13 protein-coding genes are annotated in these 11,366 nt (G+C 67.4%); 9 read left to right on the top strand and 4 right to left on the bottom strand.

The features are described 5' to 3' along the window. Nucleotides 1-202 precede the first annotated feature (202 nt). From AC6LKG_RS08305 to AC6LKG_RS08280, 6 genes are all read left to right on the top strand, one after another. Entirely contained in the window at nucleotides 203-1,153 is a 951-nt protein-coding gene (locus tag AC6LKG_RS08305; protein ID WP_498163876.1) for a Bug family tripartite tricarboxylate transporter substrate binding protein, read from the top strand. A gap of 41 nt (nucleotides 1,154-1,194) precedes the next feature. Continuing rightward, the gene (locus AC6LKG_RS08300; RefSeq protein ID WP_498163875.1) at nucleotides 1,195-2,157 is read left to right on the top strand and encodes a Bug family tripartite tricarboxylate transporter substrate binding protein; all 963 of its coding nucleotides are present in this window, start codon (nucleotides 1,195-1,197) and stop codon (nucleotides 2,155-2,157) included. Between the two features lie 30 nt (nucleotides 2,158-2,187). Then, entirely contained in the window at nucleotides 2,188-3,186 is a 999-nt protein-coding gene (locus AC6LKG_RS08295; RefSeq protein ID WP_498163874.1) for a Bug family tripartite tricarboxylate transporter substrate binding protein, read from the top strand. Between the two features lie 16 nt (nucleotides 3,187-3,202). Further along, complete coding sequence (locus AC6LKG_RS08290) at nucleotides 3,203-4,120, top strand: SMP-30/gluconolactonase/LRE family protein (RefSeq protein ID WP_498163873.1); 918 nt, start codon at nucleotides 3,203-3,205, stop codon at nucleotides 4,118-4,120. A gap of 133 nt (nucleotides 4,121-4,253) precedes the next feature. Further along, on the top strand, nucleotides 4,254-4,673 hold the full coding sequence (locus AC6LKG_RS08285; protein ID WP_498163872.1) for a copper resistance protein NlpE: 420 nt from the start codon (nucleotides 4,254-4,256) through the stop codon (nucleotides 4,671-4,673). Nucleotides 4,674-4,801: 128 nt separating this feature from the next. Continuing rightward, nucleotides 4,802-5,548, top strand: coding sequence for an ABC transporter substrate-binding protein (locus AC6LKG_RS08280; RefSeq protein WP_498163871.1), 747 nt, complete (start codon nucleotides 4,802-4,804; stop codon nucleotides 5,546-5,548). A gap of 63 nt (nucleotides 5,549-5,611) precedes the next feature. On the opposite strand, the gene AC6LKG_RS08275 is transcribed toward AC6LKG_RS08280, so the two are convergent. The 3 genes from AC6LKG_RS08275 to AC6LKG_RS08265 all read right to left on the bottom strand — a co-directional run bounded on the left by AC6LKG_RS08275 (nucleotide 5,612) and on the right by AC6LKG_RS08265 (nucleotide 8,011). Beyond that, complete coding sequence (locus AC6LKG_RS08275) at nucleotides 5,612-5,944, bottom strand: FmdB family zinc ribbon protein (RefSeq protein ID WP_498163870.1); 333 nt, start codon at nucleotides 5,942-5,944, stop codon at nucleotides 5,612-5,614. A gap of 22 nt (nucleotides 5,945-5,966) precedes the next feature. After that, complete coding sequence (gene fmdA / locus AC6LKG_RS08270) at nucleotides 5,967-7,196, bottom strand: formamidase (RefSeq protein WP_498163869.1); 1,230 nt, start codon at nucleotides 7,194-7,196, stop codon at nucleotides 5,967-5,969. Nucleotides 7,197-7,402: 206 nt separating this feature from the next. Beyond that, nucleotides 7,403-8,011: a class I SAM-dependent methyltransferase gene (locus AC6LKG_RS08265; protein ID WP_498163868.1), complete on the bottom strand. Its 609-nt coding sequence runs from the start codon at nucleotides 8,009-8,011 to the stop codon at nucleotides 7,403-7,405. Nucleotides 8,012-8,188: 177 nt separating this feature from the next. Here AC6LKG_RS08265 and AC6LKG_RS08260 point away from each other — a divergent pair, with 177 nt between their 5' ends. Continuing rightward, nucleotides 8,189-8,554 carry a hypothetical protein gene (locus tag AC6LKG_RS08260; protein WP_498163867.1) on the top strand — a complete coding sequence of 122 codons (366 nt, stop codon included), beginning with the start codon at nucleotides 8,189-8,191 and terminating at the stop codon, nucleotides 8,552-8,554. Nucleotides 8,555-8,593: 39 nt separating this feature from the next. On the opposite strand, the gene AC6LKG_RS08255 is transcribed toward AC6LKG_RS08260, so the two are convergent. Continuing rightward, a complete protein-coding gene (locus tag AC6LKG_RS08255) occupies nucleotides 8,594-10,072 on the bottom strand; it encodes an aminotransferase class V-fold PLP-dependent enzyme (protein WP_498163866.1) in 1,479 nt (492 codons plus the stop codon). Between the two features lie 121 nt (nucleotides 10,073-10,193). On the opposite strand from AC6LKG_RS08255, the gene AC6LKG_RS08250 reads away from it, so the two are divergent. Both AC6LKG_RS08250 and AC6LKG_RS08245 read left to right on the top strand, forming a co-directional pair. Beyond that, the gene (locus AC6LKG_RS08250) at nucleotides 10,194-10,682 is read left to right on the top strand and encodes an Lrp/AsnC family transcriptional regulator (RefSeq protein ID WP_498163865.1); all 489 of its coding nucleotides are present in this window, start codon (nucleotides 10,194-10,196) and stop codon (nucleotides 10,680-10,682) included. Nucleotides 10,683-10,851: 169 nt separating this feature from the next. After that, nucleotides 10,852-11,364, top strand: coding sequence for a winged helix DNA-binding protein (locus AC6LKG_RS08245; RefSeq protein ID WP_054415947.1), 513 nt, complete (start codon nucleotides 10,852-10,854; stop codon nucleotides 11,362-11,364). Nucleotides 11,365-11,366 lie beyond the last annotated feature (2 nt).

Genomic DNA, 11,366 nt, shown 5'->3' with positions numbered 1-11,366 from the left:
ACATCTGATCGTATCTAATATTTCCTCACCGAAGCCAACCATCAAGTACACCCACCCACTGTGCGCGCGCCGGCGGCGTCAGATGTGAATAAGAAACAGGGCTCCCGGCCCACCCCCATCCCCACTGTCTAAACCGCCAAACAACCCAAAACAGGCGCAACCGCCGGCACAGGCGGCGCGCCTTCCCCAAGGAGACAAGCTCGTGAAACTGTTCCGTCTTTTGCCGCTGGCGCTGACGTTCTGCGCTGGCGTTGCCGCCGCCCAATACCCCGACCGTCCGCTCAAACTGGTGGTGCCCTATTCCGCCGGCGGCGCCGCCGATGCCCAGGCCCGCCTGGTGGCCCAGAAGCTGGGGGCGGGCCTGGGCCAGACCGTGGTGGTCGAAAACAAGCCCGGCGCCAGCGGCACCATCGGCGCGGCCAGCGTGGCGCACGCCGCCGCCGACGGCTACACGCTGCTCTATGACGCCACGGCGTTCGCCATCAATCCCTCGCTCTACAAGAAGCTCAGCTATGACAGCCGGCGCGATTTCCAGCCGATCTCGCTGGTCAGCCTGACGCCGAATCTGCTCGTGGTGCCGGCGCAGGCGCCCTATCGGGACATCGAAGCACTCACCGCGGCCGCGCGCAAGGGCCATCTGACCTACGGCACTCCCGGCCAGGGCACCGCGCAACACATCGCCGCCGCCTGGTACGCGCAGGGCAACAAGCTGGAACTCACCCACGTCCCCTACAAGGGCGGCGCGCCGGCACTGACCGACCTGATGGGTGGCCAGATCGACATGATGTTCAGCAACATGGCGGCGTCGTACCCGCTGGTCAAGAGCGGCAAACTGCGCGCGCTGGCGGTCACGTCGCCCAAACGCATCGAGGCGCTGCCCGACCTGCCCACCATCGCCGAGAGCGGCGTGCCGCAGTATTCGGTGTACGAATGGAATGGCGTGCTGGCCCCGGCCGGACTGCCGGCCGACGTGGCCGCGCGCCTCGAACAGGCACTGCGCGCGACGCTGCAGGACCCGGCGCTACGCCACAGCCTGCAGGAACTCGGCGCGCAGCCGGTGGGATCGACCGCCGCCGAATTCCGCGCCTTCATCGACGACCAGATGGAACGCTCGGCCCGCATACTGGCCGAAGCCGGCATCCACAAGGACTGACGCGGCGCCCCGCCCCGTCCGCAGGAAAACGGAGACCAACCATGAAACTCAAGCTGTCCGCCCTGGCGGCCTCGTTGCTGTTTGCAGCCGGCGCCGTCCAGGCCGCCTATCCCGACCGTCCCGTGCGCGTGGTGGTCGGCTTCTCGCCCGGCGGCCCCACCGACGTGGTCGCCCGCGCCTTCGCTTCGTATGCTTCGCAGGCGTTGGGCCAGACCTTTGTGGTCGAGAACCGGCCCGGCGCCAATACCATTCTCGCGGCGGAGACCGTCGCCAAGTCCGCGCCCGACGGCTACACGTTGTTGTTCGGCGCCACCAACCACACCATGATTCCGGCGCTCTATGCCGACCGGGTCCGCTTCGATGCGCTGAAATCCTTCACGCCGCTATGCGCGGTGGCGGTCAGCCCTACCGTGCTGGTCACCGGCCCCTCCCTGAAGGTGAAGACGTTGGACGCGTTCCTGGCGCGGGCCCGCGCCGAACCGGGCCGTCTGACCTATGCGACGCCCGGCACCGGCAGTTCCGGCCACTTCGCCACGGCGCAGTTCCTGCGCCAGACCGGCATCCAGATGAATCACATTCCCTACAAGGGCGCGGCGCAGGCGGTCTCCGACCTGATGGGCGGCCAGGTCGACAGCTCCCTGGCGACGCTCGGCTCGGTGCTGCCGCAGATACAGTCCGGCAAGCTCACGGCCCTGGCCGTGGCCGCCCCCCGGCGCCTGGCGCAATTGCCGCAAGTACCGACGTTCGACGAGGCCGGCGTGCCGGGCTACAGTGCCGACGCCTGGTATGGCCTGCTGGCCCCCGCGGGCCTGGCGCAGGACGTGCGCGCCAAGTTGGAGCAGGCGGCGCGCGAATTCTCGCGGGCCGACGCCACGGCCAAGAGCCTGGACGCGCTGGGCATGCAGCCGCGCCAGACCTGCGGCGATGCCTTCGGCGCGCAACTGGCCCACGAAGTCGATACCTACCGCAACCTGGCCGGCGAGCTGGGACTAAAAGCCGAATAAGGCTCTACCCATAAATACAGAGGAAGACAAATGAATCACCATCCCCTGACCCGCTCCTGCCGCCGTCGCGCCGCGCTGCTCGTCGCGGCCGCCTTGCCGCTGCTGGCTTGCGGCATCGCCCGCGCCGCCGACCCCTGGCCCAGCCGCCCGGTGCGCATCGTGGTGCCCTACGGCCCGGGCGGCGCGGTCGACGTGGCCACGCGCAAGGTCGCGCAGATGCTATCGACGCAGACCGGCCAGAGTTTCGTCGTGGAGAACAAGCCGGGCGCGACCGGCACCATCGGTGTCAGCCAGGTGGCCCGCGCGCCGGCCGACGGCTACACGCTGGTGGCCAACGACACCACTTATTCGCTGTTGCCTCACATCTTCAAGCATCTGCCCTTCGATCCGGCAAAGGACCTGCAGCCCGTGTCGGCCTTCATCTTCGCGCCCATGGCGCTGGCGGTGGCGGCCGACAGTCCCTATCGGACGCTGGATGATCTGATAGCGCGGGCGCGCGCCAAGCCCGACACGGTCACGTATGGTTCGGGCGGGCCGGGCACCACGCCGCATTTCGCCGCCGAAGGACTGGCGCGGGCGACGGGCGTGAAGTTCATGCACGTGCCCTTCAAGGGCGCCGCCGAAGCCACGCAGGCGGTTCTGGGCAGGGTGATCGACTTCCAGTTCGCCTCGACCACCGGCCTGATGGGGCCGGCGCAGGGCGGACAGTTGCGCCTGCTGGCCGTGAGCGGCGCCAAGCGGCTGGCGGTGCTTCCCGACGTTCCGACATTCGCGCAGGCTGGCGTGAAGGACTTCGGCGTGGTCAACTGGACCGGCCTGTGGGCGCCCAAGGGCACGCCGCCGGAAGTCACCGAACGCCTGCAACGCGAGGTCGCCAAGGCCATGGCGTCGGAGGAAATGCAGACCTTCGCCACCAGGATGGGCGCCGAGCCGCGCGCCGCCGACGCGGCGGAATTTCGCCGCATCCTGGCCGATAGCGGCGTGATGTGGGGCAACGTGGCCCGCAGCATCGGCTACGACGCCAAGTAGACCCCAAGGAGACGCCATGTTTTTCCTGCAACCGCCCGAGGTGGCGCAATTCGACGCATGGAGCGCCATGCCCGACCATTTCCGCCGCCACCAGCGCAGCGACTGGGCCGACGCCAATCGCGCCGGGGCGCCGGTCGATTCGTTCCTGGAAGGCCCGGTGTTCGACCGCCATGGCAACCTGTACGTCACCGACATCCCCTGGGGCCGGGTGTTCCGCATCGCGCCCGACCGGCAGTGGACCCTGGTGACCGAGTACGACGGCGAACCGAACGGCATGAAGTTCCTGGATGACGGGCGATTGCTGATCACGGACTACAAAAATGGCCTGATGGTCCTGGATGTGGCCAGCGGCCAGGTCAAGCCCTACCTGGCCCGCCGCAACAGCGAGCGCTTCAAGGGAGTGAACGACCTGACCTTCGATGCGCAGGGCAATATCTACTTCACCGACCAGGGCCAGAGCGGCCTGCACGATCCCAGCGGCCGACTGTACCGCTTGCGTCCCGGCAGCCAGCTCGACTGCCTGCTCGACAACATCCCCAGCCCCAATGGCGTGGCGCTGTCGCCGGATGGCAAGGTGCTGTACCTGGCGGTGACGCGCGGCAACTGCGTCTGGCGCGTGCCGTTGATGGCGGACGGCAGCGTCAGCAAGGTGAGCCAGTTCTTCACCTCGTACGGCCCCAGCGGCCCGGACGGCCTGGCAGTGGACCGCGAAGGCAACCTGCTGGTCTGCAATCCGGGGCTGGGCTACGTGTGGCTGCTCAACCATCGCGCCGAACCGCTGATCGTCTGGCGCAGCCCCAAGGGCATGTCGACCACCAACCTGGCCTTTGGCGGCGAGGATGGCCGCACGCTGTTCTGCACCGAGTCGGTGACGGGCACCATCCTGACCGCCCGCGCGCCCCATCCGGGCCTGCTGGCCGTGGCCCCGCGCTGACGCGCTCCGGGTCCCGGGCCCGGCGGGATTGCGCGCCTGCGCGGCGGGCCCGCCGCGCTTGCCTTTACATCCCGTTTCAGCAAGGATGGGCGTGCGTCCGTATCGTGGGCGCACCGCAACACAGGAGCTCGCCATGATGAAAACCACCTTGACCTGCACCCTGACAGTCGCCCTGCTTGCCGGCTGCGCCCCTTCCCGACACACGGCCGCCGTGCCCGTGGACAACCACACGGCGCGCGACTCGCTGGACTGGCCCGGCAGCTACGAGGGCACGCTGCCCTGCGCCGACTGCCCCGGCATCCGCACCCGCCTGACGCTGATGCAGGACGGCCGCTACGAGCGCACCACGCAGTATCTGGACCGCCAGCCGCAGCCCGAAGCAGTGGCCGGCACCTTCAGTTGGGAATCCGACGGCAGCACCATCCGTCTGGACGCCTCGGGGGACAGCCAGCGTTATTTCGTCGCCGAGAATCAGGTGATCATGCTGTACCGCGACGGCACCCGGCCCACCGGCCCGCTGGCGCCGCACTACGTGCTGCGGCGCGCGCAGTAGCGCGGCATGCTCCGGCGCCCGCCCGGCGCCGGCTTGCCGCAAGCGCCCCGCTTGCGGCTATTCTTTGCTGCCGCACATGCAGAACCGCCCGCCCCGCCACGGGCGACGCGCCGCCAAGAAAGGAAGCCATGAAGACCGATCACGAATTGCTCAACGCCTTTGCCCCGACGGGAGCGCTGCGCGCTTCCATCAACCTGGGCAACCCCATTCTTGCCAACAGCCACCCCGAGACCGGCGCGCCCGGCGGCGTCTCGGTCGACCTGGCCACGGAACTGGCCCGCCGGCTCGACGTGAAGCTCGAACTGGTGGTGTTCAAGTCCGCCGGCGAATCGGTCAACGCGGTCGCCGCCGAGCAGGCCGACGTGGGCTTTTTCGCGATCGATCCGCTGCGGGGCGAGCAGATCGCCTTCACCGCGCCGTACGTGGTGATCGAAGGCGCCTACCTGGTGCGCGATGACTCCCCCATCACACGCATGGAAGAAGTGGACCGCGCGGGCCAGCGCGTGGTGGTCGGCAAGGGCAGCGCCTATGACTTGTACCTGACGCGCGAGATCAAGCATGCCGAGCTGTTCCGCGCGCCCACCTCGCCCGCCGTGGTCGATACCTTCGTCAAGGAGAACATGGAAGTGGCGGCCGGCGTCAGGCAACAGTTGGAGGCCGATGCCCAACGCCTGGGAGGCCTGCGCCTGCTGGACGGTCATTTCATGCTGATCCGCCAAGCCATGGGCGTGCCGAAAAGCCGTGGCGCCAAGGCCAGCACCTACCTGGCCGCCTTCGTCGAAGCCATGAAGAAAAGCGGCTTCGTCGCCGAGGCGCTGGCGCGCCACAAGATCCAGGGCGCCGCCGTGGCGCCGCTGGAAGCCGCGCCGCGGTAAGCAAGCGGCAAAGTCGATGGCGGCCCGCCACGCAGGCCGCCATCAACCGGATCGCCACCGCCGTCAGTGGCTGATCATCCAGGGCCGGGCGCCGGCGAAGGACTTGGCGCCGTCGGCCGTGGCGCGGGTCTTGCCGGACTTGCGCCCTCCCGAACAACAACCGCAATTCATGCCGTGGCCCGAACGCGAACTGCGCGGTTCGTTGGCACTGCGTTCGTTGGCGGCATGGGCGCGGTTGACGGCCGACGACAGCGCCGAGATCGCGGGCGCGCCGCCGACGATGCGGCCCGACGCCGCGCCGCAGCGCGGACAGTCGGCCGGATCGCGCCATTGCGCCAGCGGCCGCAGCGCCGCGAATTCGCCGCAGTCGGCGCAGGCGTAGTCATACATGGGCATATGGGTCTCCCTGGCTCCGGCCTCAACGGTCGCGCGACAAAGGCATGTCGACGCCGCCCTTGATGTGCTGGACCGGTCCCGAGGCCGAGGGCTGGATGTCGAAATCGAAGATCTCGGTCGGCAGCCACAGCGTGGCGCAGGAGTTGGGAATGTCCACCACCCCGCTGATGTGCCCCTGCACCGGCGCACAGCCCAAGAGCGAATAGGCCTGCGCGCCCGAATAGCCGAACTTCTTCAGGTATTCGATAGCGTTCAGGCAGGCCTGGCGATAGGCCACGTTCACGTCCAGGTAGTGCTGCTTGCCGCCCTCGTCCACCGAGATGCCTTCGAAGATCAGGAAGTCCTTGTAGGCCGGCGTGATCGGGCTGGGCTTGAAGATCGGGTTGCGGATGGCGTATTTGTCCATGCCGCCCTTGATCAGCGTGACGCGCATGTGCACCCAGCCGGCCATCTCGATGGCGCCGCAGAAGGTTATCTCGCCGTCGCCTTGCGAGAAATGCAGGTCGCCCACCGACAGGCCGCCACCCTTGACGTACACAGGGAAGAACACCCGCGCGCCGCGCGAAAGGTCCTTGATGTCGCAGTTGCCGCCGTGCTCGCGCGGCGGCACGGTGCGCGCGCCCTCGGCCGCCGCGCGGTCGCGGTCGGCCCCTTGCAGCGCGCCCATGTGGGCGGTCTTGGGCGCCGGCGGGTTGGCCAGCGGCGGCACGCGGTTCGGGTTGGTGTCGATCAGCGCCTGTTCGCGCTGGTTCCAGGTGTCCAGCAGCTTCTTGTCGGGCAGGCAGCCGATCAGGCCGGGATGGATCAGGCCGGCGAAGCTGACGCCCGGGATGTGGCGCGACGAGGTGAACATGCCGTGGAAATCCCAGATGGATTTCTGCGCATGGGGGAAATGGTCGGTGAGAAAACCGCCGCCATTGTTCTTGCTGAAAAAGCCATTGAAGCCCCACAGGCTGTCGGGCTTGGCGCCGATGTCCAGCAGGTCCACCACCAGCAGGTCGCCCGGCTCGGCGCCTTCGACGCCGACCGGGCCGGACAGGAAATGCACGGTGGACAGGTCGACGTCGCGCACGTCGTCGGCGCTGTCGTCGTTCTTGATGGCACCGCCGGTCCAGTCGTAGGTTTCCAGGATGAAATCATCGCCGGGCTTGACCCAGACGGCCATCGGAATGTCCGGATGCCAACGGTTGTGGATCTTCTCGTTCTCGTAAGGGGATTGGGTCAGGTCGACCTGGATGAGGGTATCGGTCATTCTCTTTCATCTCCAACGCAACGTGTTGATAAAACAGAACTTGCCATCAATGGCCGGCCAGGATGCCTGGCGCCTTGAACGGCGCCGCCAGCGACTGATTCGTCATGCACGGTAGGCCAGTTTCAGGCAACGGTAAACTGGGTTTTTTCACAGTGACGCCATCACACGCGCCCTCCGGGGTTCGACTCCGGGCCCCAGGCCGAACCTCAACCGCTCTTGCGGCAAAAGCAGTAAACGTGCCGGTAGGGGTCGTCGACCATGTGGCGCGAATCGGTCACCCCATCGATGTCTGGCACGAACTCCTCGAACCCCGGGCCCACTTCGACCGGAAAAGGCGTGCGTTCGGGCAGGTCGTTGTAGCCCAGCACCAGCATGCCGCCGGGCTTGAGCACGGCGTGGCATTGCGCCAGCAGTCGGCGCAGGCCGGACTCGCCGTCGATGCCAAAGCCGAGCAGGCCGTTGGCGACCACCACGTCGAAAACATCGGGGCCGTAATGCGCCGCCATCGCGAGCGCATCGCCGGTCCAATGCTTCCCCGGGCGTCCGTAGACCGCGTTGCGCGGCGCTATGTCGAGCGAATGGAAGTTGGCGCGCAGCAACCGCGGATAGTGCCAGTTGTGCTTGTCCACGCCCAGGAACAGCAACGACTGCGGCGCGCGCCAGTCGGCGGCGAGCCGGTTCAGGTAGTCGAACACCCGCTGTTCAAGAAAAGTCCGGCTGGGCGTGTCCAACCGGAAGTCAACACCGCAGCATTCGGCCAGCACGGGCGACAGCCTGAACAATGCCCGCTTGCTTATGTACTTCAACTTGCGCATGCCTTCCCCCTTCGTTCGAGGAACGGCAATATGCGGCGCCGACGCACGCTTGGCTATTGGACTGGTCCGATATGTCCCAAAACAGCCGGGATGCGTTGGCGCGGGCTCCGGCCAACGCCGACAGTTATGATGCGCCATTGCATTTCGCGGCCACGCCGCGCCGGAGAACCGTTGCCCATGTTGCTGCCCCGCCCTCTGTCCGCCCTGCTCCTGCTCGCCTGTGCCCTGCCGCAGGGCGCCGCCCACGCGGCCAGGGAGTGCGTGGCGCGGTTCGACGCCAGCGCCGCCCGCTACCAGGAGGCGGTGAACGTGCAGAAGGGGCGCGAGACCGCCAACTGGCAGGAGCTGAACGCGCCGCTGTGCCAGGGCCGGCTGGACCTGCTGGACATGGAGTTCGCGCTGGTCGACGACTACGAGCAGTGCGCGCGCGACGGCGGGGAATTTCCCGAGCAGACCGTGCGCGCGATGAAGGACCGGCCCGACAACCTGGCCGCGCTCAAGACCGCATGGATCAAAACCTGCGGTCCCTACATGAAGAGATGACGGGACGCAGGCCCCCACGATGCCTGCCCGCCGGGCGTCTCAGGCGACCGCCGCGGGAGCGGGCCGTGGGAAGAAGATGGCGCGGGCGGGGTCGAAGTCGTAGCGGTCTTCGAACCCGGTCGCATCGGCGGCCAGGGCCAGCACCGAATCCAGGATGAAATCGGCCTTGGCGTCTGACAGCAGCACGCTGAAGTTCAGGCGGATGAAACCCGGCTTTTCGATTTCGCGGCCGTCGAGGATGGCCTGGCGCATGCGCGCCGACTCGGCCTCGTCGATCGCCAGCAGGTTGTGCACGTACGGGCCGGCGCAGGCGCAGCCGCCGCGCGCCTGGATGCCGAAGCGGTCGCTCAGCATGCGCGTGATCAGTTGCTGGTGTACGTAGCCGCCTTGGCCGTTGCGCACGCGGAACGAGAAGATCGGCAGGCGCGGCGCGCTCAGCGAACCCAGCAGCTCGAGGCGGGGATCGTCCTGCCAGCGGGCCAGCGCGCGCCGCACGAACGCGGCGTTGCGCCGCGCCATGAGGTCGGCGCCAAGCGCCTCCTTGACCAGCAGCACCAGCGCGGCGCGGATGTCGCCGACCACGTTGGGCGTGCCGGCTTCTTCGCGCGCTTCCAGGCTGGCGCTGTAGTCGTGGTTGGTGGGCGAGACGAACTTGACGGTGCCGCCGCCCGGGAACGTGGGCGTGGTCGGCACGACGGCGTCGCGGCGCACGATCAGGATGCCGGACGCGCCGGGGCCGCCGATGAACTTGTGCGGCGAGAACACGATGGCATCGATGGCCGCGTCGGCCGCCGGGGTCATGCGGATGTCCAGGTACGGCGCGCCGCCGGCGTAGTCCCAGATCATCCGGGCGCCGGCGCGCTTGACGCGGCGGGTGATGGCCGGAACGTCGGCGACGATGCCGGTGACGTTGGAGGCGGCCGACAGCGCGCAGATGACCAGCGTGTCGTCGGGCGCGCGCAGCGCCGCGTCCAGCTCGGCCAGGTCCGGGCCGCCCTGCGGGCTTTCGGCCAGCACGACGATGTCGGCGCCGCATTCGCGCCAGGGCAGGATGTTGGAATGATGCTCGTAGGGGCCGATGACGACGCGCACCTTGCGGCCCGCCGCCAGCGCCGTCGGTACGCCGAACAGGTGCACCAGGCGGTTGATGCCCAGGGTGGCCCCCGAGCCGGAGAAGATCACGGCGTGCTCGTCGCCTGCGCCGCAGCAGCGGCCGACCGCGGCGCGCGCCTCGCGCCGCAGGCGCGTGATGAAACCGCCGCAGAACGAGGCCTCGGTGTGCGAGTTGGCGTAGTACGGCAGCACGTGTTCCAGGACGAAGCGTTCGACCTGCATGAGCGCGCGGCCCGAGGCGACGTAGTCGGCGTAGACCAGCGGCTTGAGGCCGAAGGGGCCTTCGATGACGGCGTCCTTGCCGATCAGGCCGTCGGCGAGGCTGGCGACGATATCGGGGGATTGCAGGGATTGCTGGAACTGGCGCAACGGCCCTGTGGTGGCCGGGGTCGCTTGGGTAGGCATGATGAAAATACGGGGAAGCGGCGAGTGGAAATTGACCGAAATATCATACGATGGAAGGAATTTTTAAACCTCACCTAAATTTTCCTCAAAATCTCATAAAACAGATCATTTGATCGAATTCATGGAAAAAATTGACAAGTTTGATCTGAATATCATTTCCTGCCTGCAACGCGAGGGCTCGCTGTCGCAGCGCGAGCTGGCCGATCGGGTCGGTTTGTCGCAGAACGCCTGCTGGCGGCGGCTGCAGCGGCTGAACGCCTGCGGCATCATCCGCGGCACCCGCGCCGAGGTGAACCTGGCGGCGCTCGGGCTGGACCTGACGGTGTTCGTGATGATCCGCACCAGCCACCATGCCAAGGAATGGGCCGACGGCTTCCGCAAGCACGTCGAACGCCTGCCCGAGGTGACCGGTTTCTATCGCATCGGCGGCGACTGGGACTACCTGATCCAGGTGGTGTGCCGCGGCATCGCCGGATACGACCGCTTCTACCAGAAGCTGATCACCGACTTCGAGCTGTCCACGGTGACGGGCTTTTTCAGCATGGAAGCCATCATCGAGAACCGGCCGCCGGACTTGGGGCAGTTGCAGGAACCCACTGGCGAGGCGTAGCCGCGGCGCGGTGCCGGCATGGCGCCGGGCGGCCGGCGCGGCGCGAATAACCTGCGGTTATATCCATCTTGGAGGGCTTATATCCACGGGTTATCCCGGATGCCTGCATATCCACAAATCGTCAATAATTCGCCAACGTTTTATTGTCGATCCGTCCCCATCCGCCCCCATGCCTGTTTCCGTCCGGGACGCCATTGTTTCCTCCTCCCATCTCGCCTCGTCCGCCCCGGAACTGTCCGAGGTGGAGTTCGGCCTGATCATCGCCTCGCACGCCTTCAACCGCTGGATGGTCCGCTGCATGGCCTGTGCCGGGCTGCCCGAGCTGACCTCGCTGGACATCCTGGTGCTGAACCACGTGTTCCATCGCGGCCGCGGCAAGAAACTGGCGGACATCTGCTTCACACTCAACGTCGAAGACACCCACCTGGTGAACTATTCGCTCAAGAAGCTGGAGCGGCTGGGCGTGGTGCAAAGCGCCAAGACCGGCAAGGAAGTGATCTACACCACCACCGATGCCGGCGCCGCCGCCATCCAGCGCTACGCCGAAGTGCGCGAGCAATGCCTGGTGAAACCCTTCATCGACTCCCCCGCCGCGGACGATGCCAGCCATCAGCTGGCCAATACCCTGCGCGCCCTGTCGGGCCTGTACGACCAGGCCGCCCGCGCCGCCACCTCGCTGTGAGA

Source organism: Achromobacter sp. 46006 (assembly GCF_059761975.1).
This window is presented reverse-complemented; position numbering and strand designations above follow the sequence as displayed.